18 protein-coding genes are annotated in these 23,462 nt (G+C 70.1%); 4 read left to right on the top strand and 14 right to left on the bottom strand.

Annotated features, from left to right (window positions below):
• Window positions 1-65: 65 nt before the first annotated feature.
• The 7 genes from ACFW01_RS09050 to ACFW01_RS09020 form a co-directional block, all read right to left on the bottom strand.
• Window positions 66-1,181 (bottom strand): ABC transporter ATP-binding protein, encoded by a 1,116-nt coding sequence (locus tag ACFW01_RS09050; protein ID WP_384502736.1) that lies wholly within the window; start codon window positions 1,179-1,181, stop codon window positions 66-68.
• A gap of 12 nt (window positions 1,182-1,193) precedes the next feature.
• Window positions 1,194-2,255, bottom strand: a complete 1,062-nt coding sequence (locus ACFW01_RS09045; RefSeq protein ID WP_234954914.1) for an ABC transporter ATP-binding protein — start codon at window positions 2,253-2,255, stop codon at window positions 1,194-1,196.
• Between the two features lie 10 nt (window positions 2,256-2,265).
• Window positions 2,266-3,243: an ABC transporter permease gene (locus tag ACFW01_RS09040; protein ID WP_384502735.1), complete on the bottom strand. Its 978-nt coding sequence runs from the start codon at window positions 3,241-3,243 to the stop codon at window positions 2,266-2,268.
• Between the two features lie 106 nt (window positions 3,244-3,349).
• A complete protein-coding gene (locus ACFW01_RS09035; protein WP_384502734.1) occupies window positions 3,350-5,149 on the bottom strand; it encodes an ABC transporter substrate-binding protein in 1,800 nt (599 codons plus the stop codon).
• A gap of 102 nt (window positions 5,150-5,251) precedes the next feature.
• A complete protein-coding gene (locus tag ACFW01_RS09030; protein ID WP_384502733.1) occupies window positions 5,252-6,286 on the bottom strand; it encodes an ABC transporter permease in 1,035 nt (344 codons plus the stop codon).
• 688 nt (window positions 6,287-6,974) lie between these two features.
• Window positions 6,975-8,882 carry a translational GTPase TypA gene (typA, locus tag ACFW01_RS09025; protein ID WP_234954918.1) on the bottom strand — a complete coding sequence of 636 codons (1,908 nt, stop codon included), beginning with the start codon at window positions 8,880-8,882 and terminating at the stop codon, window positions 6,975-6,977.
• Window positions 8,883-9,025: 143 nt separating this feature from the next.
• A complete protein-coding gene (locus tag ACFW01_RS09020; RefSeq protein ID WP_384502732.1) occupies window positions 9,026-11,269 on the bottom strand; it encodes an ABC transporter family substrate-binding protein in 2,244 nt (747 codons plus the stop codon).
• A 305-nt stretch (window positions 11,270-11,574) separates the two neighbouring features.
• Between ACFW01_RS09020 and ACFW01_RS09015 the strand changes: the two genes are divergently transcribed.
• The 4 genes from ACFW01_RS09015 to ACFW01_RS09000 are packed head-to-tail and all read left to right on the top strand — an operon-like array spanning window position 11,575 to window position 15,439.
• Entirely contained in the window at window positions 11,575-11,865 is a 291-nt protein-coding gene (locus ACFW01_RS09015) for a hypothetical protein (protein ID WP_384502731.1), read from the top strand.
• 27 nt (window positions 11,866-11,892) lie between these two features.
• Complete coding sequence (locus tag ACFW01_RS09010) at window positions 11,893-12,729, top strand: hypothetical protein (RefSeq protein WP_384502730.1); 837 nt, start codon at window positions 11,893-11,895, stop codon at window positions 12,727-12,729.
• Complete coding sequence (locus ACFW01_RS09005; RefSeq protein ID WP_384502729.1) at window positions 12,729-14,675, top strand: fumarate reductase/succinate dehydrogenase flavoprotein subunit; 1,947 nt, start codon at window positions 12,729-12,731, stop codon at window positions 14,673-14,675. Before ACFW01_RS09010 ends, ACFW01_RS09005 begins: the two co-directional genes overlap by 1 nt.
• Window positions 14,672-15,439 (top strand): succinate dehydrogenase/fumarate reductase iron-sulfur subunit, encoded by a 768-nt coding sequence (locus tag ACFW01_RS09000; protein WP_384502728.1) that lies wholly within the window; start codon window positions 14,672-14,674, stop codon window positions 15,437-15,439. Before ACFW01_RS09005 ends, ACFW01_RS09000 begins: the two co-directional genes overlap by 4 nt.
• On the opposite strand, the gene ACFW01_RS08995 is transcribed toward ACFW01_RS09000, so the two are convergent.
• The 7 genes from ACFW01_RS08995 to ACFW01_RS08965 form a co-directional block, all read right to left on the bottom strand.
• Window positions 15,436-16,524, bottom strand: a complete 1,089-nt coding sequence (locus ACFW01_RS08995) for a hypothetical protein (RefSeq protein ID WP_384502727.1) — start codon at window positions 16,522-16,524, stop codon at window positions 15,436-15,438. The genes ACFW01_RS09000 and ACFW01_RS08995 overlap by 4 nt on opposite strands.
• A gap of 96 nt (window positions 16,525-16,620) precedes the next feature.
• Window positions 16,621-19,221, bottom strand: coding sequence for a SpoIIE family protein phosphatase (locus ACFW01_RS08990; protein ID WP_384502726.1), 2,601 nt, complete (start codon window positions 19,219-19,221; stop codon window positions 16,621-16,623).
• Between the two features lie 229 nt (window positions 19,222-19,450).
• Window positions 19,451-19,861 (bottom strand): ATP-binding protein, encoded by a 411-nt coding sequence (locus tag ACFW01_RS08985; protein WP_234954929.1) that lies wholly within the window; start codon window positions 19,859-19,861, stop codon window positions 19,451-19,453.
• Window positions 19,862-20,006: 145 nt separating this feature from the next.
• Complete coding sequence (locus tag ACFW01_RS08980; protein WP_384502725.1) at window positions 20,007-20,420, bottom strand: (deoxy)nucleoside triphosphate pyrophosphohydrolase; 414 nt, start codon at window positions 20,418-20,420, stop codon at window positions 20,007-20,009.
• A 43-nt stretch (window positions 20,421-20,463) separates the two neighbouring features.
• A complete protein-coding gene (locus ACFW01_RS08975; RefSeq protein WP_384502724.1) occupies window positions 20,464-20,655 on the bottom strand; it encodes an SPOR domain-containing protein in 192 nt (63 codons plus the stop codon).
• 671 nt (window positions 20,656-21,326) lie between these two features.
• Complete coding sequence (locus ACFW01_RS08970) at window positions 21,327-22,079, bottom strand: GntR family transcriptional regulator (protein WP_161327719.1); 753 nt, start codon at window positions 22,077-22,079, stop codon at window positions 21,327-21,329.
• A 147-nt stretch (window positions 22,080-22,226) separates the two neighbouring features.
• The gene (locus ACFW01_RS08965; RefSeq protein ID WP_384502723.1) at window positions 22,227-23,414 is read right to left on the bottom strand and encodes a DUF4190 domain-containing protein; all 1,188 of its coding nucleotides are present in this window, start codon (window positions 23,412-23,414) and stop codon (window positions 22,227-22,229) included.
• Window positions 23,415-23,462: the final 48 nt, after the last annotated feature.

The following is a 23,462-nucleotide window of genomic DNA, read 5'->3' as shown; positions in this document are numbered from 1 at the left end:
CTTCCAGGGAAACCGAGGGCCCGCGCCTCCCCAGGCACGGGCCCTCGGTCTTTGTCTGGTGCGGGTCAGCCCTTGTCCGTGTCCTCCAGCGCGGTCAACGCCGGGTCGAGGACGATGTCCTCCTCGCGCGCCGCGGTCGAGGGGGCCTCGGGGAAGTGGCATGCCGTCAGGTGACCTTCATGGTTTCCGGCGATCCGGACCAGCGGGGGCACCTCGCTCGCGCACTTGTCCTCCGCCTTCCAGCAGCGGGTACGGAAGCGGCAGCCCGACGGCGGCATGATCGGCGAGGGCACGTCGCCGGCCAGCCGGATACGCTCGCGGTCATCCGGCTCGTCGGCCATCGACACCTCGGGAACGGCCGACAGCAGAGCGTGGGTGTAGGGGTGGCGGGGCCTGCTGTAGATGGACTCCCGGTCCCCGACCTCGACCACCTTGCCGAGGTACATGACCGCGACACGCTGCGAGAAGTGCCGGACGACGGCCAGGTCGTGCGCGATGAAGAGGAAGGCGATACCCAGCTCCTCCTGCACCTTCTGGAGCAGGTTCACGACCTGGGCCTGAATGGAGACGTCGAGCGCGGAGACGGGCTCGTCGGCCACGATCAGTTTGGGCTCGAGGGCGAGCGCGCGGGCCACCCCGATGCGCTGGCGCTGGCCGCCGGAGAACTCGTGGGGGAAGCGGTTGAAGTGCTCGGGGTTGAGCCCCACGAGTTCGAGCAGCTCACGGACCCTCGTGTCCTGGCCGCCCTTCGGTTTGATCCCGTTGACCTCCATCGGCGATTTGATGATAGTTCCGACGGTCTGCCGGGGGTTCAACGACGAGTACGGGTCCTGGAAGATCATCTGGATCTCGGAGCGGACCGGCGCCAGCTGCCTGCGGGAGGCGTGCGTAATGTCCCGGCCCGCGTACTCGATCTGCCCGCCGGTCGGCTCCAGGAGCCGGGTGATGAGGCGGCCGGTGGTGGATTTTCCGCAGCCGGACTCACCCACCAGCCCGACGCTCTCCCCCGCGCCGACGGTCAGGTCGACGTCGTCCACGGCCTGGACGGCGCCGACCTTCCGTTTGATCGGGAATCCGCCGTACACCGGAAAGTGCTTGGTCAGGCCCTTGACCTTCAGCAGCGTCTCGGACGGCTTGCCGGAGGAACCCTGCTGTGCGGGAAGGGTGAGTTCGTCGCTCATGTCTCTGTCTCCCTAGCGCAGCCGGGGTTGGATCTTGTCGATGAAGAAAGTCTGCTTCTGCTCCGCCGTCAGGTGGCAGGCCGCGGACCGGCCCGCGTCGAGCGCCGGCCGCTCGGTGGAACACCGGTCGTCGGGCACCTCGCTCCTGAACGCGCACCGCGGGTGGAAGGGGCACCCAGGCGGCGGGGTGAGCAGGCTGGGTGGCGAGCCGGGGATGGGCGTGAGCGCCTGGTCCAGGCTGCCGCCGAGCCGCGGCATCGAACTGAGCAGTCCCCAGGTGTACGGATGCCGGGGCCGGCGCAGCACCTCCGCCGTACTGCCGCGCTCCACGGCCCGGCCCGCGTACATCACCAGCAGGTCGTCGGCCATGTCGGAAATGACGCCGAGGTCGTGGGTGATGAACACGATGGCGGACCCGAACTCCTGCTGGAGGTCCTTGAGCAGGTCGAGGATCTGGGCCTGGACGGTCACGTCCAGGGCCGTGGTCGGCTCGTCCGCGATCAGCAGGTCCGGGTCGCAGACCAGTGCCATGGCGATCATCGCGCGCTGGCGCATGCCGCCGGAGAACTGGTGCGGGTAGTCGTCCACCCGCGACTTGGGCTGGGGGATGCCGACCTTGGTCAGCATCTCGATCGCGCGTGCCCTGGCCTCCTTCTTGGAGGCACCGGTGTGCTTCATGTAGGGCTCGCCGATCTGCCGGCCCACGGTGTAGTACGGGGACAGCGCGGTCAGCGGATCCTGGAAGATCATCGCGACCTTGTTGCCGCGGAGCTTCTCCATCTCCCGCTCGGTCGCGGTGACGAGTTCCTTGCCGTCGAGGACGATCTCGCCGTCCACCGTCGTCTTCTTGGGATTGTGAAGTCCGAGGACGGTGAGGTTGGTGACGGACTTGCCGGATCCCGACTCTCCGACGATGCCGAGGGTGCGCCCTCGCTCGACGTCGAAGGACAGGCCGTCGACCGCCTTGACGATGCCGTCCTCTGTGGAGAACTGCACCCGGAGGTCGCGGACCGAGAGGAAGGACTCCGGCCCGGTCCCGGCCGGCTCGCCTTCGGTCTTGGTCAGAGTACTCACGGTGATTCTCCTAGCTGAGCCGCACGCGCGGGTCGATGTATGCGTAGGCGAGGTCCACGAGGATGTTCAGGAGCAGGATGAAGAAGGCTCCGAACAGCATCACGCCCATCGTCACCGGCAGGTCCTTGGTCAGCGACGAATCCACCGCGAGGCGGCCGATGCCCGCCAGGTCGAAGGTGAACTCCGTGACCACCGCCCCGGACAGCAGGGCGCTGAGGTCCATGCCGAGGATGGTGACGATCGGGATGAGAGAGCCCCGCCAGGCGTAGCGGAAGAAGACATAGCGCTGCTTCATGCCCTTGGCACGCGCGGTGCGGACGTGCTCCTCCTGGAGTTGCTCGATCATCGTCGACCGCGACATACGGGTGTACTGGGCGGTGAAGATGGTGGCCATCACGCACCAGGGGATGATCAGCCCGACGACCCACGCCCACGGGTTCTCGGTGAACGGCTGGTACTGCGGGTTGTCCAGGATTCCCGCGTTGTACACGAAGATGCCGAGAACGATCGGGCCGAGGAAGTAGATCTGGAACGAGCTGAGGACGATGGACGCGCCACTGACCAGCTTGTCCACGACGGTGCCGCGCTTCCAGGCCGCCAGGAGCCCCGAGCCCAGACCCAGGATCAGGAAGATGACCAGGCCGCCGACGGTCAGCGAGAGCGTCAGGGGGAACCGGTCCATGATCGAGTCCCAGACGAACTCCTTGGTGTCGAAGGACATGCCGAGGCACGGCGCGGAGCAGTGCCCCTGGGCGAAATCACGGCCGAGGAGGATGCCCGACATGAATTCCCAGAACTGGGCGGTGATCGGCTTGTCCAGACCGAGGTTCTCGCGGATCACCGCGATGTTCTCGGGGGTGCAGTTCTTGCCGCAGGACAGCTCGGCGAAGTCCTGGGGGATCGTATAGAACAAGAAGAAGGTGAAGGCACCGATCAAAAACATGATCACGAAGGCGCCGATCAACCTGCGAACGAGGAACTGAAGCATGGCAGGGGGTGCTCTCTTCGGGGACGCGACGGCAGGGAGAAAGTGCCGTCCGCGGGGGGCGCGCTCCGCCTGGTGCGCGCCCCCCACGGTCAGCCGGGCTGGAGGGCTACGGCTGCTTCAGGTACAGGTCGTTGATGTTGATGTAGCTCGACTCGGTGCTGTAGGTGGCGCCACCGATGTTGGACCCGTAGAGCTGGATCTGCTTCGAGTAGTAGACCGGGGCCGCCGGGTTGATCTCCTCCACGATGCGGTGGTGGGCCTGCTCCCAGGTCTTGGCCGCCTCCGTCGGCTCCTGCGTCATCGCCTTCTTGATCAGCGCGTTGACCTCCGGGTCGTCGATGTGCGAGTAGTTGGACGCACCGTCCGAGACCAGTTCACCGTCGTAGACCGGGGTGATGACCGTGGAGGCGTTCGGCCAGTCCTGGCCCCAGCCGGTCATGTAGAGGTCGTACGGGTTCTTCAGCTTGCCGACCTGCTCGTAGAAGCTGGCCCGGTCGATCTCCTTGGCCTGGACGTCGAAGCCGATCTTCGCCAGGGCGTCCTTGATGATGACCATCTGCGCCTGGCCGCGCGGAGTGTTGGAGTAGGCGTAGGTGAGCTTCGTGCCCTCCTTGACACCCGCCTCCTCGAGCAGCTTCTTGGCCTTCTCCGGGTCGCCGTTCGGCTTCTTCAGCTTGCCGAAGGGGTCGTACTCCGGGTCGAAGTTCGGGAGAGTCGGGGCGAGCAGTCCGCCGGCCACCTCGCCGCCGTAGCGTCCGCCGTCCGCCTGGACCATGGACTGGTTCGGGATCGCGTAGGTGATCGCGTCGCGGACCTTCTTGTCCTTCATGCGGTCGAGGTTGAAGGTCAGCTGCCACACGTAGGGCTGGTAGCCCTGGATGGTCCGCTTCTTGGCGTTCGCGTCGCCGACGACGGACGACATCTGGGCCGGGTCCACCGAGTCGGTGAACTGGATCGCGTTCTTGGCCTCGCCCTGGTCGGCGGCCAGGCGCTTGGTCTGGCTGGCCTGGTCGATCGTGCTGCTGAAGTTGTAACCGTCGACGTACTGGTGCCGGACCGAGTCCGTCTTCGGGTCCCACTGGTCGTTCTTGACGAGCTTCATCGACTTGCCGGGCTTGTACTCGGCGATCTTGTAGGGGCCGAGTGCCGCCGGGGCGTCGTCGTACTTCTCCTTCGTGTCCCGCTTCTCGGGCACGACCGCGTAACCGGCCATGGCGAGCGCCTGCGGCAGGTCCGGCCGCGGCTGGGAGAAGTGGAAGACCACGGTCTTGTCGTCGGGGGTCTCCAGCACCGAGTCCGGCAGGTGCTTGCCCTTGTACGGACCGTCCGGAAGGGCCTTGCGGTAGTCGTTGCCCGAGAGCCAGGACTGGACGAACGTGGGGCCGTCGAAGATCACCTTGGAGTACAGGCGCTCGATGGAGTGGCGCACGTCCTTCGAGGTGATGACGTTGCCCTGGTCGTCCTTGACGCCGTCCTTGAGCTTGTACGTCCAGGTCTTGCCGCCGTCGGAGGACTGGCCGGAGTCGGTCGCGATGTCACCGACGACGGTCAGGTTGCCCTTCTCGTCCTCCTGGAAGTTCGTCAGACCTCGGTGGATGAGGTTGGCGAACTGTCCGGCGTCGCTGACGTAGATCTGACCCGGGTCCATGTGCGTCAGGTCGGACTGCATGTAGACGTTGATGAACCCGCCCGGCTTCGCCCCGGCCACGTCCTCGGCCGGACCGTTGGAGGCCGCGGCGTCCCCGTAGGCCACGGGAGCCTGCTGCTCCGCGGCGTCCTTCTGGTTCTTGGCGTCGCTCTTGCCCTTGCTGTCCCCACCGTTGTCGGAGCAGCCGGTCAGCACCAGCGTGCCGGCCACGATGGCCACGGCTATGGCACGAGTGGTGCGCGTTCTGATGGGCTTCATGATGCCGATCCACCTGCCTGTAGGTAGTTGTCCACGAGTTGCTGCCTGACGGTCCGGAAGCCCGGCACGGGGGCGGCAGCTCCCCCACCCACCAATGGACGATTACCGTCCGGTCTTGGGGTCGAATGCGTCTCGGACGGAGTCTCCGAGAAGGTTGAAGGAGAGGACGAAGACGACCAGCGCCACTCCCGGGAAGAACATGAACATCGGATCCTGCTCGTACACGTCGGCGCCGATGGCGAACATGCGGCCCCAGTCGGGGGTCGGTTCGACGAACCCGACGCCGATGTAGGACAGGAAGGCGATGGACAGGATCGTGCTGGGCAGGATGTACGTGGCCTGCACCAGGATCGGTGTGACGATGTTCGGCAGGATCTCCTTGCGCACGATGCGCCAGGGCGAGGCACCCGACACCTTCGCCGCCTCGACGAACTCCCGCTCGCGCAGCGACAGTACAGAGCTGCGCACGAGGCGGGCCAGCCCCATCCAGCCCAGGAACCACATCACCAGCGTGATGGCGACGGCACGCAGATAGGTGGGGGTCTCGTCCTGCGGGGAGACGAACATCGCGGTCACGACGGGCATGAAGGCGATGAAGAAGAGCTGCTGCGGGAAGGCCAGGAAGAAGTCGGTGATCCGGCCCAGCCAGTAGTCGACACGGCCCCCGAAGAAGCCGCTGACCATACCGATGATCACGCCCGTGACCACGCAGAGCAGCGTGACGGCCACGGCCATGTAGAGCGAGGTCCGCATGCCGTACAGCAGCATCGTGAACACGTCGCGTCCGAGCTTGGGTTCGACGCCGAACCAGAAGTCGCCCGACATGCCGCCGAAGGAGCCCGTGGGCATGGCGAAGTCGTCCAGCAGGAAGGGATAGTCCGGTTCCTGGGCGTACAGCGTGTAGGGGTCCTTCCCGTACACCTTCGCGATGAGCGGGGCCAGCGCGGCGACGAGGAAGTACAGGATCACGATGCACGCGGAGACGACGCCGACCCGGTCGCGCTTGAAACGCAGCCACATCAGCTGGCCGGGGGACCGGCCTTCCTGGCTCTCGGCCTCGACGGTCTTGACGGGCTGCGGCGACTCATCGGCGATGGCCGACGTTCCGCTGCCCTCGATGTCGATCGGACTTGTCACAATTCGCCCATTTCACAAGTGTGGGTGTACCGATCCGGCGACCGGCGCAGATCTGGCCGGACGTGGAAAGGATCATGAAGAAGCGTCAGGAAATCCCAGGGGATGTGGGAAACCCGCAGCCGGACGCGCGTAGCCGGATGGCCGGACTGCCACGGCCGGCTCACTCCTCAGAATCGATCGCCGTCCGCCAGGGCGCAGTTGGGGGCGACGGACCGTGTGACCCACCTGGTGTTCGTGACACCGCGCATGGGTACCTCCTCATGACTCCACGTGTTCACCGACAAGAGGGGCCTATGTCCTGCCTCCCGACACCCCTGACGGAAGATCAGACACCCCTGGTGCTCGTGAGTCGTGTGCTGTCCCCACAGCACGAGACCCATTGACCCGAGCGCTACGCGGCTAACTATCTGCCATGAGCAGAAGGGCCTACCACCGTCTTTAAATCTCAATTCAGTCACAGCTGCCGGGTAGATCTTCCAAAATCTGGACAAACTGATCGTGACAAGAAGGCCGCGAAACGGACGTGTTACATGGCTATCGGGTGGCGATCTCCGTTTTTCGGACGCCGAGGGGTACGTGCGGGGCCGTCCACGACCCTGAAAACGGGTTGAAAAAAACCCGGGCACCCCCATCATGGGGGCACCCGGGTTCTGCGCGAGGCCGGCCGTGTGCGCCGGCCGCGCTCGGATCAGCCGTGCTTGGCGCGGCTCGCGGCGCGGGCGCGCTCGCGGGCGTCCAGGTTCACCTTGCGGATGCGGACGGCTTCCGGGGTCACCTCGACGCACTCGTCGTCGCGGCAGAACTCCAGGGACTGCTCCAGGGAGAGCTTGCGCGGCGGGACGATCGCCTCGAACGAGTCGGCCGAGGACGACCGCATGTTGGTGAGCTTCTTCTCCTTGGTGATGTTGACGTCCATGTCGTCGGCACGGGAGTTCTCGCCGACGATCATGCCCTCGTACACCTCGGTGCCGGGCTCGGTGAAGAGCACGCCGCGCTCCTGGAGGTTGGTCATCGCGAAGGCGGTGACGGCACCGGAGCGGTCGGCGACCAGCGAGCCGTTGTTGCGGGTCGTCAGGGCGCCGAACCAGGGCTCGTGGCCCTCGTGGATGGAGTGGGCGATACCCGTGCCGCGGGTCTGGGTGAGGAACTCCGTCCGGAATCCGATCAGACCGCGGGAGGGCACCACGAACTCCATGCGGACCCAGCCCGAACCGTGGTTGGACATGTTGTCCATCCGGCCCTTGCGCACGCCCATGAGCTGCGTGACCGCGCCCATGTGCTCCTCGGGCACGTCGATCGTCATGCGCTCGACGGGCTCGTGCGTCTTGCCGTCGACCTCCTTGGTGACGACCTGCGGCTTGCCGATGGTCAGCTCGAAGCCCTCACGGCGCATCTGCTCGACCAGGATGGCCAGCGCCAGCTCACCGCGGCCCTGCACCTCCCAGGCGTCCGGGCGCTCGGTGTCCAGGACGCGGAGCGAGACGTTGCCGATCAGCTCGCGGTCCAGGCGGTCCTTGACCTGGCGGGCGGTGACCTTGCGGTCCTTGACGGCCGCCTTGTTGTCCGCGCCCTTGCCGGTGGCGCCGCGGCCGACCAGCGGGGAGGTGTTGGTGCCGATCACCATGGAGATCGCGGGCTCGTCCACCGTGATCAGCGGCAGCGGGACCGGGTTCTCCTGGTCGGCCAGGGTCTCGCCGATCATGATGTCGGGGATACCGGCGACCGCGCAGATGTCGCCCGGGCCGGCCTTCTCGGCGGGCTTGCGGGTGAGGGCCTCCGTCATCATCAGCTCGGAGATCCGCACGTTGGACACGGAGCCGTCGCGCTTCATCCAGGCGACGGTCTGCCCCTTCTTCAGCTCGCCCTGGTGCACGCGCAGCAGCGCGATGCGGCCGAGGAAGTTGTCCGCGTCCAGGTTGGTGACGTGCGCCTGGAGCGGGGCCTCCTCGTCGTAGACCGGGGCCGGGATGTAGTCCAGGATCGTCGAGAAGAAGGGCTCCAGGCTGGTGGAGTCCGAGGGGACCGTGCCGTCGTCGGGCTTGGTCAGGGAGGCGACGCCGTCCCGGCCGCAGGCGTAGACGATCGGGAACTCGATCTGCTCCTCGTCGGCGTCCAGGTCGAGGAAGAGGTCGTAGGTCTCGTTGACGACCTCGTCGATCCGGGCGTCCGGGCGGTCCGTCTTGTTGATGCAGAGGATGATCGGCAGCCGCTGGCTGAGCGCCTTGCGCAGCACGAAGCGGGTCTGCGGGAGCGGGCCCTCGGAGGCGTCCACGAGCAGGACGACGCCGTCGACCATCGACAGACCCCGCTCGACCTCGCCGCCGAAGTCGGCGTGGCCGGGGGTGTCGATGATGTTGATCGTGATCGGGTCCCCGCCGTCCTTCGGGTGGTACTTCACCGCGGTGTTCTTGGCGAGGATCGTGATGCCCTTCTCACGCTCCAGGTCGTTCGAGTCCATCATGCGGTCGTCGACGCCCTCGAGCTGGTGGGCGGCGAAGGCACCGGCCTGCTTCAGCATGCCGTCGACGATGGTGGTCTTGCCGTGGTCGACGTGGGCGACGATGGCTACGTTGCGGATGTCGTGGCGCGTGGCCATATGAGGCGTACTCCCGGAGGGTGTGTGGACGGCCCTCGCGTACGTCCGTGTCACGCGGGCCTGCCGGGCGGTACATGCCACGGCCTCACCCAATGGTACGGGGCCCCGGGCACTGGGGCTTGCCGGGAGGGGTGGGAGCCGCGTCAGGACGAGGGCGTGGCCGAGGGACGGGAGCCGTTCGCGCCCTTCTTCAGGAAGCCCATGTCCTGGTAGACCGGCGTCTCGAAGCCGAAGGCACCCGCGTTGGCGAGGTTCTTGCGGGCCGCGATCAGCTGGGGCCGCTGGTAGAGCGGGATGGAGCCGGCCGCCGCCCAGATCCGCGAATCGGCCTTGCGCAGCAGGTCCCGCGCCTCCCCCTCGTCCAGCGTGCCCATGGCCCGGTCGAAGAGCTGGTCGACCTGGTCGGTGCCGACCCGGGTGTAGTTCTGCGCGACGTTCAGGGAGCCGTCGGCGGCCGGGACGGGCTTGGCGTAGATGGGGCGGGCGTCGGTGGCGGGGAAGGCGGAGGCCGGCCAGGAGTAGAGCGCCAGGTCGTACTCGCCGGAGGCGATGTGGTCCTTGAAGTAGCTCTCGTCCGGCACCTTGGTGATGTCGGTGCCGACGCCGATCTTCTCCAGCATGTCCGAGACGCGGTCGGCGACGGTGCGCAGCGCGTCGGAGCCGGGTCCCGAGGGGAGCACGAAGCGCAGGGTGAGCGCCTTGCCGTCCTTGGCGACGGGGGCCTCGGCGGCGGCCGGGGCGGCGGTGCCCTTGGGGGCGTACGCGCCGGGGGCGCCGCCCTGCGCGGTGTTCTTGCCGCTGCTGTCCTGCTCGCCGCTCTCCTGGCCGGTGCCGTCGTCCTTGGCGTCGTCCTCGTTCTCGGCGCCGCCCTCGTTCTTGCCGTCGTTCTTTTCGTCCTCGCCGACGATGTACGTCCCGTCGTCGTCGCCGTCCTCGGACTTCTTGCCGTCGCCGTCCTTGTCGCCCTCGGCGCCGGCCGCCTTCTCGGCCTCCTCGGGCTTCTTCACCGGCCCGCCGGGCACCCAGCCGGCGTCCGCGAGCAGGGCCCGGGCCTCCTTGGCGTTCTGCTCGCCGAGCGCGCCGCTGCCGTCGGCGTAGGCGGGCTGGCCGGCCAGCGCGATGTGGCTGCCGACCGGCTTGGCCGGCAGGCCCAGCGGCCCCAGGACCGCCTTGGCCAGCTTCCCCCGGTCCAGGGCGCGGGCCACGGCCCTCCGGACGCGCTCGTCGGCGAGGGGGCCGTCGGCGCCGTTGAGGGCGAGCTGGGTGTAGGCGGGCTCCAGGGACTTGCGCACCTCGAAGCCGCTCAGCGCCCGCTGCCTGCGTTCCCGCTTGGCCAGCGCCTCCTCCCGCTCCTCGCGGGCGAGGGTCTCCTCCTCGGCGGCGTCCTCGTCGGAGCCCTTGGCGATGGCCCAGGAGCGCAGCGCCTGCGCGGCGGACCTGCCCTGCCGGCTCGCGGAGGGGCCGGCCTCCGGGCCCATCAGCGGGGTGCCGGTGCCGGCGTCGCGGGGGCCGGCGGCCACGGCGACCTCCTCGGCGGTCTCCGGGTCGATCTCCGCGAGGTCGAGCTTGCCCGCCGCGAGCTGGGAGACCCGCTTCTCGCGGGGGACGGCGCGCAGGACGATCTGCTCCAGCTTGGCCGGCTCGCCCCACCAGCGCGGGTTGCCGGTGAGGACGACCTCGTCCTCCTTGGTGTCGACCTTCTTGACCGCGAAGGGCCCGGCGGTGGTCTTCAGCTCGCGGCGCGCGCCGTCGTTGAAGGCGTCGGGGGTGCCCATGACGTCCTTCGGGTACAGCGGCGTGAACAGGGACTTCCAGTCGGCGTAGGGACGGCTGAAGGTGACCTTGACCTCCAGGTCGTCGGCGCCGCGCTCGATCTTCTCGATGCGGTCGTAGCCGGCGTTGCGGGCGGTCCAGTACGCGCTGTCCTTGCCGGACAGGGCGCGCCACTGGGCGGCGAAGTCGGCGGCGCCGATCTCCCGGCCGTCGCTCCAGACCGCCTGCTGGTTCAGCTTGTACACGACGACCTGTTTGGGCTCGGTGTCGACGACCTCGGCCGACTCCAGGTAGTCGGGGTTGCGGACCGGTCGGCCGGTCTCGTCCATCCGGTACATCGAGGGCAGCACGGCCTGGGCGACGCGGGCCGTGGTCGCGTCGGCGTCGGACTGGAAGGCGTTCAGGGTCTCCGGCACGGAGTCCGCGGCCCAGCGCAGGGTGCCGCCGTCGGAGATCCGGGCGCGGGCCGCGGCGGCGGTGTCCTGCCCGGCGAGCGGCTTGCCCTTCGGTTCCTCGGAGGTGCAGGCGGCCAGCGCGGGGACCGCGAGCGCGCCCGCGGTGAGGAAGGCGACCGAGCGCATGACAGCGCGCGGTCCGACGCCGACGTGGGACATCTCTGTACCTCCGGAGGGCCGCGGGCGCGGTGATCGCGTTAGCGGTATTTGGAGTTGATCATTTGTATTCAGCCGGTCCCTGGCCACTGAAGGGGAAAGGATTCGGCAACGGAGGGCGACACGGCGGCGACGGTGGGTAAGGCCACCCGAGTGGAGCAACGGACCCAGGAGTGCGTCCACGCGCCTCGGTCAATCGGTGCACATCCCTTCCCAGCGGCGGGTGTGACGCGCAACACTCGCAGGCGCATGAACGTCGCCGTCCAAGGCCGGCCCCTGGCCGCGGCCGCAGGAAGTGAGGTCACGTCATGTCCGTGCACGAGGAACTGACAAGGATTCAGCACACCCTCGACGACCTGTCCCGCTCGGTGGGCCGCCTGGAACAGCAGGTCGGCAGCGGTGGCCTGGAGATCCGCCGGGTCCGCACCGACGCCGAGCACCTGCGCGAGAGCGTCGCGCTGCTGCGGGAGGCCGCCGCCTCGCCGGGCGCGCCGAAGCGGCCCGACCTCGTCACCATCTCCGACGATCCGTACGACCTCTCGCTGTGGACGGACACGGACGACGAGGGACTGGGCGCCCGCGACCGCCACGCCCCCTGAACCCGCCCCGACGACCGGAGTCGCCCAGTGGCCACTGGCACCGAACCTCCAGACACCGACCCCCATCCCCGGGGCGGCGGCGTCCACACCCCGACGCGCGCCGCCATCCGCGCCCCGCACCTGCGCACCGACCGCTGGTGGCTGGCCCCGGCCGCCACCGCCGCGGGCCTGCTGGCCTTCATCGCCTACTCGACCTGGCGGGCCTTCGCCAACGCGGACTACTACGCGGCCCCGTACGTCTCGCCCTTCTACTCCCCCTGTCTGGCGGAGAACTGCGAGCCGATGCGCGGCGGGCCCAACTGGGAGTTGTTCGGCGGCTGGTGGGGCATCTCCCCCGCCATCATCATCCTGGTCTTCCCACTCGGCTTCCGCCTGACCTGCTACTACTACCGCAAGGCCTACTACCGCGGCTTCTGGGCCTCCCCGCCCGCCTGCGCCGTGGCCGAGCCGCACCAGAAGTACACCGGCGAGACCCGCTTCCCGCTCATCCTGCAGAACGTGCACCGGTATTTCTTCTACGCGGCGCTGCTGGTCGCCCTGATCCTCACCTACGACACCGTGCTCGCCTTCCGCGACGAGGACTACGCGTGGGGCCACATGGGCCTGGGCACCCTGGTGTTCCTCGCCAACATCGTCCTGATCTGGGCGTACACCCTCTCCTGCCACTCCTGCCGGCACATCGTCGGCGGCAAGCTCAAGCACTTCTCCCGGCATCCCGTGCGCTACCGGATGTGGCAGTGGGTCGGGAAGCTGAACGCCCGGCACATGCAGCTGGCGTGGGCTTCGCTGGTGAGCGTGGGGGTCGCCGACCTCTACGTGTATCTCGTCGCGTCCGGTGCCTTCGACGATCCGAGGTTCTTCTGATGTCCGTGGTCGACCGGCAGCAATGGGACGTCGTCGTGGTGGGCGCGGGCGGCGCCGGGCTGCGCGCCGCCGTCGAGGCCCGCGAGCGGGGCGCCCGTACGGCCGTGATCTGCAAGTCGCTGTTCGGCAAGGCGCACACGGTGATGGCCGAGGGCGGCATCGCGGCCGCCATGGGCAACGTCAACTCCGGGGACGACTGGCAGGTCCACTTCCGCGACACCATGCGCGGCGGCAAGTTCCTCAACCAGTGGCGGATGGCCGAGCTGCACGCCCAGGAGGCGCCGCAGCGGGTGTGGGAGCTGGAGACCTGGGGCGCGCTGTTCGACCGTACCGAGGACGGCCGGATCTCCCAGCGGAACTTCGGCGGCCACGAGTACCCGCGCCTCGCCCACGTCGGCGACCGCACCGGCCTGGAGCTGATCCGCACCCTCCAGCAGAAGATCGTCTCCCTCCAGCAGGAGGACTTCCGGGAGACCGGCGACCACGAGTCCCGGCTGCGGGTCTTCCAGGAGTGCACGGTCACCCGCGTGCTCAAGGACGGACGCCGGGTGTCCGGCGTCTTCGGCTACGAGCGGGAGACCGGCCGTTTCTTCGTGCTGGAGGCACCCTCGGTGGTGATCGCCACCGGTGGGATCGGCAAGTCCTTCAAGGTGACGTCGAACTCGTGGGAGTACACCGGGGACGGCCACTCCCTGGCGCTGCTCGCCGGAGCGCCCCTGCTGAACATGGAGTTCGTGCAGTTCCATCCGACGGGCATGGTCTGGCCGCCCTCGGTGAAGGGCATCCTCGTCACCGAGTCGGTGCGCGGCGACGGCGGGGTGCTCAGGAACTCGGACGGCAAGCGGTTCATGTTCGACTACGTCCCGGACGTCTTCAAGGAGAAGTACGCAGAGTCCGAGGAAGAGGGCGACCGCTGGTACGACGACCCCGACCACAACCGCCGTCCGCCCGAGCTGCTCCCCCGCGACGAGGTCGCCCGCGCGATCAACGCCGAGGTCAAGGAGGGCCGGGGCTCCCCGCACGGCGGGGTCTTCCTGGACGTGTCGACCCGGATGCCCGCCGAGGTGATCAAGCGACGGCTGCCCTCCATGTACCACCAGTTCAAGGAGCTGGCCGACGTCGACATCACGGCCGAGGCGATGGAGGTCGGGCCCACCTGCCACTACGTGATGGGCGGTATCGCCGTCGACTCCGACACGACCGCCGCGCGCGGGGTGCCGGGGCTGTACGCGGCCGGTGAGGTGGCCGGCGGCATGCACGGCTCCAACCGGCTGGGCGGCAACTCCCTCTCCGACCTGCTGGTCTTCGGGCGCCGGGCGGGCCGGCACGCCGCCGAGTACGCGGCGGGCAGCGCGTCCGGCACCCGTCCCCGGGTGGACGACGCCCAGGTCGACGCGGCCGCGGCCGAGGCGCTGCGGCCGTTCTCCGCCGAGGCGGAGGCGCACGAGGACAGCCCGCCGGAGAACCCGTACACCCTCCACCAGGAACTCCAGCAGACGATGAACGACCTGGTGGGCATCATCCGGCGGGAGCCGGAGATGAAGCAGGCCCTGGAGAAACTGGCCGAGCTGCGGGTACGGGCCCGCCGGGCCGGCGTCGAGGGGCACCGCCAGTTCAACCCCGGCTGGCACCTCGCCCTGGACCTCAGGAACATGCTGCTGGTCAGTGAGTGCGTGGCCCGGGCCGCGCTGGAACGCACCGAGTCCCGCGGCGGGCACACCCGCGAGGACCATCCGTCGATGGACCGCCGGTGGCGCCCGGCCAACCTGCTGTGCTCGCTCGCCGACCCGGCGGGCACCCTGGGCACGACGGACCCGGAGCGCGGCCAGATCACCCTGGAACGGCAGACCACGGAGCCGATCCGGCCCGACCTGCTCGCCCTCTTCGAGAAGGAGGAGCTGGTGAAGTACCTCGCCGACGAGGAACTGGAGGGGCGGTCCGAATGAGCGGCTACCAGGCCCGCTTCAAGGTGTGGCGCGGTGACGTCGAGGGCGGCGGACTGGAGGACTTCGAGGTCGAGGTGAACGAAGGCGAGGTGGTCCTCGACATCATCCACCGCCTCCAGGCCACCCAGGCCCCCGACCTCGCCGTGCGCTGGAACTGCAAGGCGGGCAAGTGCGGTTCGTGCTCCGCGGAGGTCAACGGGCGGCCACGGCTGCTGTGCATGAGCCGGATGTCCGTCTTCACCCGCGAGGAGACGATCACCGTCACGCCCCTGCGCGCCTTCCCCGTCGTCCGCGACCTGGTGACGGACGTCGGCTTCAACTACACCAAGGCCCGCGAGGTCCCGTCCTTCGTCCCGCCCGCCGACCTCGGGCCGGGCGAGTACCGGATGGCGCAGGAGGACGTGGACCGCTCGCAGGAGTTCCGCAAGTGCATCGAGTGCTTCCTGTGCCAGGACACCTGCCATGTGGTGCGTGACCACGAGGAGAACAAGCCGGCCTTCGCGGGGCCGCGCTTCCTCATGCGCGTCGCCGAACTGGACATGCACCCGCTCGACGCGGCCGACGACACCGGCCTGGACCGCGGGCGCACGGCCCAGGACGAGCACGGCCTCGGCTACTGCAACATCACCAAGTGCTGTACGGAGGTCTGCCCCGAGGGCATCAAGATCACGGACAACGCGCTGATCCCCCTCAAGGAACGGGCCGTGGACCGCAAGTACGACCCGCTGGTCTGGCTGGGTTCGAAGATCCGGCGCCGCTCCTAGCGGACCCAGCCGTCGCGGTACTCCTTCCAGTTCGTGTCCGTCGCGGCGAAGTCGATGTACGGCGCGACGCCGAAGAGCTGCCGGTCGGCGTCCGTGCGGGAGAGCCCGAGGCGGACACCGCGGACGGCGGCGGCGACGGTCTCGGCATGGCCCCAGTGGTCGAAGTTGCTCTCGTGGTAGAAGGGCAGGCCCATCAGCAGGTGGGTGGTGGGCGGCGTGACCTCCAGCGCGAGGGAGGTCTGCTGGGCCACGTACCCGCCGTAGGTGCCCTCCAGGGGCTGCGCGGTGTCGTACGACATCACGGCGATCTGGTCGACGCGGCGGGCGACCTGCCCGAAGTACTCCTGGGACCACCACTTGGGGTGCTCGGTGAAGAAGCCGAAGACGGAGTGCAGGGCCGGGAGCGGGTCGATCTGGTGGGCGGCGACGGACAGCTGCGCGTCGCGGGCCCGGGTGACCTCGCGGACGTCGTCCAGGAGGGAGAGGTAGTCCCGGTCGCCCGAGTGCAGCGGTTCCAGGTCGAGGTGGACGCCGTCGTAGCCGGCGTCGAGCACCTGGCGGGCCGAGCCGACGACGGCGGCGCGGGTGCCGGCGTCGTCCAGCCGCATGCCGTCGGGGCCCTCGGTGGCGAGGACGTCGCCGAGGAAGGCCTGGACGCGGACGCCGGGCAGTTCGCGGTGCACGCCGTCGATCAGCCATCGGGCCTTGGGGTACAGCGACTTCGGCAGGGTGCCGTCGTGCTCCATCGGGCCGGTGTGGACGTACAGGTCGCGGATGCCGGTGGTCCTGACGCGGCGGGCGAAGGCGGCGAGGTCCGCGTCGTCCTTGCGGCCGTCGACCCAGGCGTGGCCGAGCCAGATCGCGTCGCGGTTCCTGGTGTACGTGCCGTCGGCGGGGTCGCCCATGTAGTTGACGCGCAGGGCGGTCTCGGCGGTGAGGAGGGGGAGGAGCAGGACCAGGAGGACGGCGAGGGTGATGCGGCGGATCCGTCTCCGTCTCCTGCCCTTGCTCGCGCTCTCGCCCTCGCCCTCGCTCTTGCCCTTGCTCTCGCTCGCGCTGTCGGCCTTGGCTTCCGTGTGTCCCACCGGGTCCCCTCCCTGCGGAGCGCCGACGCGCCCCGCGTGTTGCCTGCGGGGACGAGTCGAACCGGTGTTCCGGTTGCGGTCAGGGGGCGCGGTGGGTCAGAACAGGCTCAGCAGGGCCTCCGCCGGGTCCGTGAGCTGGGTGTCGCCGCCCGGCAGGGGCAGTTCGAACCACACCGTCTTGCCGCGTGGCGTACGGCGGGAGCCCCAGGCCGCGCTGAGCAGCCCGACCAGTTGCAGGCCCCGGCCGCCCTCGTCGGTGTCGCGGGCGCGGCGCCTGCGGGGCTGGACCAGGCCGGAGTCCCAGACCTCGCAGACCAGGGTGCGGTCGAGCAGCAGGCGGAGCCTGATCTCGCCCTCGCCGTACCGGAGCGCGTTGGTGACGAGTTCGCTGACCAGCAGCTCCGTCGTGTCGACCAGCGGTTCCATGTCCCAGTCGAGCAGCTGGGCGCGGGCCAGCTCGCGGGCCCGGCCGACGCTGCGCGGCTCGCGCGGCAGGGTCCAGTCGCCGACGGACTCCGTGGGCAGGCCCTGGACGCGGGCCATCAGCAGGGCGATGTCGTCCTCGCCGTGGTGGCTGTCGAGGGTGTTGAGGACCTGGTCGCAGACGTCCTCCAACGGCTGGGTGGGGTCGGTGAGGGCGCCCACGAAGGCCTGGAGTCCCTCGTCGAGGGGGTGGTCGCGGCTCTCGACCAGGCCGTCGGTGTAGAGGGCGAGGAGGGCGCCCTCGGGCAGTTCGACCTCCACCTCCTCGAAGGGCTCCCCGCCGACGCCGAGGGGCAGGCCGGGCGGCACGTCCAGCATCAGCGCGGACTCGCCGGGTTCGACCAGGACGGGCGGCAGATGCCCGGCGTTGGCGAAGGTGCAGCGCCGGGTCACCGAGTCGTAGACGGCGTACACGCAGGTCGCCAGGTAGACCTCGGAGAGGTCGGCCTCGCGGGGGCGTCGGGCGGCCCGGGTGGCCTGCTGAACGCCTCCGGGTGCGCCGAGACCGCGCGCGATCTCGTCCAGCTGGGAGAGCACCTCGGCCGGTTCGAGGTCGAGCTGGGCCAGGGTGCGGACGGCGGTGCGGAGTTCGCCCATCGCGACCGCGGCGCGCAGACCGCGGCCCATGACGTCGCCGACGACCAGCGCGGTGCGGTGGCCCGGGAGTTCGATGACGTCGAACCAGTCGCCGCCGACTTCGCTGGCCCGGCCGGTGGCCGCTTCGCCGGGCAGGTAGCGGCAGGCGATGTCGAGCCCGGATGCCTCGGGGTCGCCGGGCGGGAGGAGTGAGCGCTGCAGTATCAGCGCGCGTTCGTGCTCGCGCCGGTAGAGGCGGGCGTTGTCGATGCAGACGGCGGCGCGCGCGGCCAGCTCCACGGCGAGGTCGCGGTCCCGGTCGCCGAAGGGTTCGCTGCCCTTGGTGCGGGCGAACTGGGCGAGTCCGACGACCGTGTCGTGGGCGACCATCGGCACGGCGAGCGTGGACTGTACGAGGCTGCCGTCCTCGGCGGGGACGGTGCGCGGGCGGCCCGTACGCAGGGCGTCCGCGCAGGACGAGTTGAAGGGGTAGTGGTGGACGGCGCCGAGCTGGACGCGCTCTCCGGCGCCGTGCAGGGGCGCGTCGGAGACGGCGCTGGAGTAGGCGACGCGGCGCAGCTCCGCGCTGCCGTCGGCCAGGCCGGCGGGGGTCTCGTCGCCGACCAGGAGGCCCTGGTAGAGGTCGACGGTGGCGAGGTCGCAGAAGCCGGGGACGACGACGTCGAGGAGTTCGCGGGCGGTGGTCTCCAGGTCGAGGGAGTTGCCGATGCGGGCGCCGGCCTCGTTGAGCAGGGCGAGGTTGCGGCGGGCGGCGGCGGCCTCGCGGGCGGCGGCGCGGCGGGCGGTGATGTCGGTTCCCAGCCAGGCGACGCCGATGGGGCGGCCCGAACCGCTGTGGACGCGGTAGAGGTTGACCGACCAGTGGCGGCGTTCCTCCGAGCCCGGCACGAACCCCGTGACGTGCATGTCCGTGATGGAGTCGCCGCTCTCCAGCACCCGGCGCAGGGTCGCGGAGACCCGGTCGGCCTCGGCGCGCGACAGATAGTCGTGGACGCCCTTGCCGCGGTGGTCGTCGGGCGTGCCGCCGAAGGTGGAGGCGAACCGCTGGTTGGCGCGGCGCACCCGGAGGTCGGGGTCGATCAGCAGGAAGCCGAACGGAGACTGGCCGAATATGGCCTGCGAGGCGGCGAGATCGGTCTCGATGCTGCGCAGGACGCGCACGTCGACGACGATGCAGACGGCGGCCTTCTCGCCGTCCTCCGTCCGCGTCGGCATGACGTACACCTCGGCGAGGCCGCGTGTCCCGCGACCGGTCCCGGTCCCGGAGCCGGTCCCGGAGCCGCTGTCGGCGTCCGGCGCGCGGAAGGGGACCACGCCGGTCCACTCCCGGCCGTCGAGGATCTCGGCCATTTTCCGCTGGCCGCGCTCCCGCAGGTCGGGATCGATGAAGGCGTCGATGGGGTCGGTGCCGACGGCGTGTTCGGCGGGGATGCCGAGCAGTTGCTCCGCGCGCAGGCTCCACTGGTCGACGAGCCCGTCGGGGCCGATGGAGAAGGACGCGACCTTGATGTAGTCGTAGATGGAGCCGGGCGGGCTGCTCTGCCACACCGCGTCACCGAGTGGCGCGTCTTCCGACGGGCCCTCCGACTTCGTGGGCCTCGCTGGTATCTCGCTCACGCGAACCGTCCCCTCCAGCTCACCGCGTCCGGCACCGGTCACCAAAGGCGGCTGCCCGCAGTATCCAGCACTACGGCGCCGCACAACACGGTGTTCACGATCACAGCACGGCCCCGATGGTTTTCGGTCCGGACCGCGCCAACACTTCCAGTCTTCTAACCAGCGGACACGGCATCGAATCACGCTGTGCCACAACTGCCACTGGCCTGAACCAGTTGTGGCCGTTCTGTCACCCCGGGAGCGTGAGTTCGAACCACACCGTCTTGCCCGCGTCCCCGGCCCGGGTGCCCCAGCGGTGCACGGAGGATGCCACCAGCTGGAGGCCGCGGCCGTCCTCGTCCTCGGGACGGGCGACGCGCTCGCGCGGCGGGTCGGGCAGCGGGTCGGAGACCTCCACCAGCAGGATCCCGGGCGGTGCGGCGGGGCGGCGGAGCAGGGCGACGCCTATGGGGCCGGTGGCGTGCCGCAGGGCGTTGGTCACCAGCTCGCTGACCAGCAGGACGGCGATGTCGCCGACACTGTCGAGGTCCCACTCGCGCAGGGCGCCGCGAACCTGCCGGCGGGCGGTCCGCACGGCGTCCGGCACCGCGGGAAAGACCCACTCCGCACGGCCGCCCTCACTGTCGATCACGCCGCTCACTTCCTGGCCGGCGATCCCCCACCCATGTCCGCTTTCATGGGGTTAATGGGCACATACCCTGGATTCGGGGCTCGGTACCGCTCAAGAGGGCGCACCGTGTCAGGCGCGGCGCGCGGGCGCGCTCATGGCGACCCGCTCACGCACCTCACGCGTCCGTCGCGCCGAGCCCCAGGTGCGCGAGCGCCCGCGCGACGGCCGGCACGTCCTGGTCGAGCCAGGGCACGTCCCAGACGCGGTCGGGGGTCAGCCAGCGCAGGACGTCGTGGTCCTCAAGGGGTTCGGGGTCGGGGGAACCGGGGAGCAGCCGTGCCGTCCACACGTGCAGGACGAAGGGTGATCTCAGGGGCCACCGACCCGGGACGCGCTCCCCGGCTTCGGCCGCCACGCCCAGTTCCTCGCGCAGTTCCCGCACGAGGGCGGCCTCGGGCGTCTCGCCCGCCTCGACCTTGCCGCCGGGCAACTCCCAGCGTCCGGCCAGTTCGGCCGGCGCGCTGCGGCGCGCGGCGAGGAGGCGTCCGCCGTCGACCAGGGCGGCGCCCACCACGATCCGTTCCGTCATGCGCCGGAGCCTACGGGCTGCCGGCCGGGCTCGTCGGCCCCGGTCAGTCCACCCCGCCCTTCCCGTTCGCGCCGAGCCGCTCGACCCAGTAGAGCTGCTGGTGGCCGCGGTCGTCGAGGGTGTCCGCGATCTTCTGGGCCTCGGCCCGGGTGGCGTACCTGCCCACGCGGTAGCGATTGCCGTTGTCGTCCTGCCGGAAGACCAGCCAGGGAAGAGTGACCGTGCTGTCGTTCATCGCGCCCCTCCACTTCCCGCCCGCGGTTCGTGCCGCGCCCCACCCGCCAAGGAAACCCCGATCCGCATATGCCCGAGCCTACGCCCAACCTTCACGGAGCGAATACGGCTTTGCACAAAGAGGTACGCAACCAGCCAGAACGCAGGGGGCGCACGATGCGGAACGCGCCGCCTCCGCGCCCCGATGCGTCCGGTCGGAGGCATGCCGGGGCCAAGGGAGGCCACCTGCGGGAACGACCGGATTGACCGGATTCATACGCCGCACCGAGAGCGGGACCGAGCGGCCGACCGGACCGACGGACAGGGGAAAGGGGCGCGGGAGGCGCACGGGAGGCGTGCGCCATCTCACACCTCCCCGGGGCTCCCCAACTCGCCTGGCGGCGCTGCTGGTTGACGGGCGGGGGGCGCCGCCGGGTGACAGGCGGGGGGGCGCCGCCGGGGTGACGGGCGGGGCGCCGGCGGGTGAGGGGCGAGGGTGCCGCCGGGTGACAGGCGGGGCGGTGACAGGCAGACGGACAGACGGCGCCATCGGATGACGGGTGGGGACCGCGACCGCCAGACGGACAGGCGGCGCCATCGGATGACGGGTGGGACCGCGACCGCCGGACGGACAGGCGGCACAGCCTGCCGACCGATGAGCCGGCGCAGCCTGCCGGTGGAAGAGGGCGCGCGCTACCTCACCGGCAGATGGTAGGAGACCCGGTACCGGTCGGCGGGGACGACCACCTCGGCCGTTTCCACCGCGCGGCCCGAGGCGTAGAAGGTGCGCTGGACGACCAGGACGACGTGTCCGGGGACACCGCCGAGGGCGAGCAACTCCTCGGCGAGGCCGGGGCGGGCGCCGACCTCCTCGGTGACGTTGTCGACGACGACGTCGATCGCGGCCATCCGCTCGACGACGCCCATGCCGCCGAGCGGCCCCTCCTCGGGCAGCATCACGGGTGTGCGGCCGGTGAGGTCGAGCGGCTCCCAGGAGGTGGAGAGCATCATGGCCTCGCCCGCCTCCCGGAAGACGTACCGCGTGCACATCACGCGGTCGCCGGGCTTGATGGCGAGCCGCTCGGCCACGGCCACGCTCGCCTCGGCCTGTTCGCTGCGCGACTCCCACGTGCCGTGCGCGTCGCCGTCGGCCTGCTCCTGCCGGAAGGGGGTGGCGCCGCCGGCCGGCCGGTACCCCGAGCGGGCGACGCGGCGGGGCACGGGCCGCTCGCGCACATACGTCCCGGAACCGGAGCGGCCCTCGACCAGACCCTCGGCCATCAGCACCTTGCGCGCCTCCAGGGCGACGGTGTCCGAGACGCCGTACTCCTCGCGGATCCGCGCCTGCGAGGGCAGGCGCGTATGGGGCGGCAGCAGGCCGTCGGCGATCTTCTTGCGGAGATCACCCGCGACACGCAGATACGCCGGCTGCTCACCGAATGTCACTGGCCGCTCCCATCAGGTTGTACAGACAGCAACAGCGTGGCAACCGTAGGTTGTACCAGGCAAGCAAAGGCCAGAGAATCACTCGATGTGATGACTTGCGCCGCCCGGGGGCTTTACGCAGGCACTTTCTCCCCGCTATAGGAGCGGTCACACCTCCAGACCGGAGTCACCCCCGCCGCCGTCGCCCCCGCTCCCGTACTCCGGCGGCGTGGTGGCCAGCCCCAGAGCCTTGCGGGCGGTGACCGTGGTGTCGGCGACGACGAGGTCGTAGCCCTTGCCGTAGTGCTCGTAGTACGCGTCGACGTCGGGGGCCTTCGCCGCCAGCGCCCACTCCTTCTGCGCCGCCTTCAGGTCCTCGGCCAGTTCGGCGACCGGACGGTCGGCGCCGGCGGGCCAGTCGTGCCGGTCGAGCATCGCGACCTCGCCCCTGAGCGCCTCCGACACCTGCCCCGCCCAGACCCGGTAGCCCGCGAAGTCGTCCTCGACGGCCTCCGCGTCGGGCACCTCGTCCATCGCCCGGTTGAGGTACCCCTCCGCCACCAGGTACGTGTGCTGGTCCGAGTCGAGTCCGGCGCCGTCGTTGCGGAGCGAACCGGTCAGCGTGGCCCGCTCGTCCGTGTTCCCGAAGAGGCAGGTGATCTCCCGGTCGCCGGTCCGCCAGCTCTCGGAGGTCGGGGTCAGGTAGTACACGTCGACGTCGGCCGGCAGCGCCCACCGGGCCATCGCGTAGGCGTCCTGGAGGGCGTAGCACCGGTCGTCCGCGGCCCGCGTGATCTCCGCGTCGCCGGGGAAGGAGCCGCCCGGCAGCTCGAAGGCGGCGAACACCTCGCCGTCGTGCTCCTCGTCGCAGGACACCTCGTCGACGTCGTACGTCACCCCCTGGAGGGAGCCGCTGGGGGTGGTGAAGCACTGGCCCTTCTCCAGCCCGTAGGCGGTGCCCTCGCCGCGCGCGGCGTCCCGGAAGCCGTCCCAGAAGTCGGCGGCGCCGCCCGTGGCGAGCGCGACGGCCCACAGGGCCAGCCCCACGGAGGACAGCACGGAACCGGCCACGGCGAACCCCTTGCCGCGCTCGCCCCGCTTCCTGATCTGCGCCAGCGCGACCAGCCCCAGCACGAGCCCGACCGCCGGCACGAAGCACAGGACACCGAGCACGAAGGCGGCGATCGCGAGCCCGTTGACGGACGGCCGCGGCGGGTAGGCCCCGTAGGGCCCGTAGGGCTGCCCGGCCGGCGGGTACCCCCAGGCACCCGGGTACGGCTGCTGCTGCGCCGGGTACGGCCCCTGGCCATGGGGTCCTTGGGGCCCCTGGGGCCCGGGCGGCGGCGGTATGGACACGTGTACCGTGCTCCTGTGTCGGACGGTGACGCGAAGGCGCCGCGGAAC

The organism is Streptomyces sp. NPDC058985, from assembly GCF_042740985.1.
Taxonomy (GTDB): Bacteria; Actinomycetota; Actinomycetes; order Streptomycetales; family Streptomycetaceae; genus Streptomyces.
Note: the sequence above shows the minus strand (reverse complement) of the source record. Positions and strands in the feature narration are given on the sequence as shown.

Excerpts from the sequence above, each read along its gene's own strand:
- ACFW01_RS09015 (WP_384502731.1), top strand. The coding sequence starts at position 11,575 with ATGTCCGTGCACGAGGAACTGACAAGGATTCAGCACACCCTCGACGAC.
- ACFW01_RS09035 (WP_384502734.1), bottom strand. The coding sequence starts at position 5,149 with ATGAAGCCCATCAGAACGCGCACCACTCGTGCCATAGCCGTGGCCATC.
- ACFW01_RS09000 (WP_384502728.1), top strand. The coding sequence starts at position 14,672 with ATGAGCGGCTACCAGGCCCGCTTCAAGGTGTGGCGCGGTGACGTCGAG.
- typA (WP_234954918.1), bottom strand. The coding sequence starts at position 8,882 with ATGGCCACGCGCCACGACATCCGCAACGTAGCCATCGTCGCCCACGTC.
- ACFW01_RS08980 (WP_384502725.1), bottom strand. The coding sequence starts at position 20,420 with ATGACGGAACGGATCGTGGTGGGCGCCGCCCTGGTCGACGGCGGACGC.
- ACFW01_RS09050 (WP_384502736.1), bottom strand. The coding sequence starts at position 1,181 with ATGAGCGACGAACTCACCCTTCCCGCACAGCAGGGTTCCTCCGGCAAG.
- ACFW01_RS08975 (WP_384502724.1), bottom strand. The coding sequence starts at position 20,655 with ATGAACGACAGCACGGTCACTCTTCCCTGGCTGGTCTTCCGGCAGGAC.
- ACFW01_RS09005 (WP_384502729.1), top strand. The coding sequence starts at position 12,729 with ATGTCCGTGGTCGACCGGCAGCAATGGGACGTCGTCGTGGTGGGCGCG.
- ACFW01_RS09020 (WP_384502732.1), bottom strand. The coding sequence starts at position 11,269 with ATGTCCCACGTCGGCGTCGGACCGCGCGCTGTCATGCGCTCGGTCGCC.
- ACFW01_RS09040 (WP_384502735.1), bottom strand. The coding sequence starts at position 3,243 with ATGCTTCAGTTCCTCGTTCGCAGGTTGATCGGCGCCTTCGTGATCATG.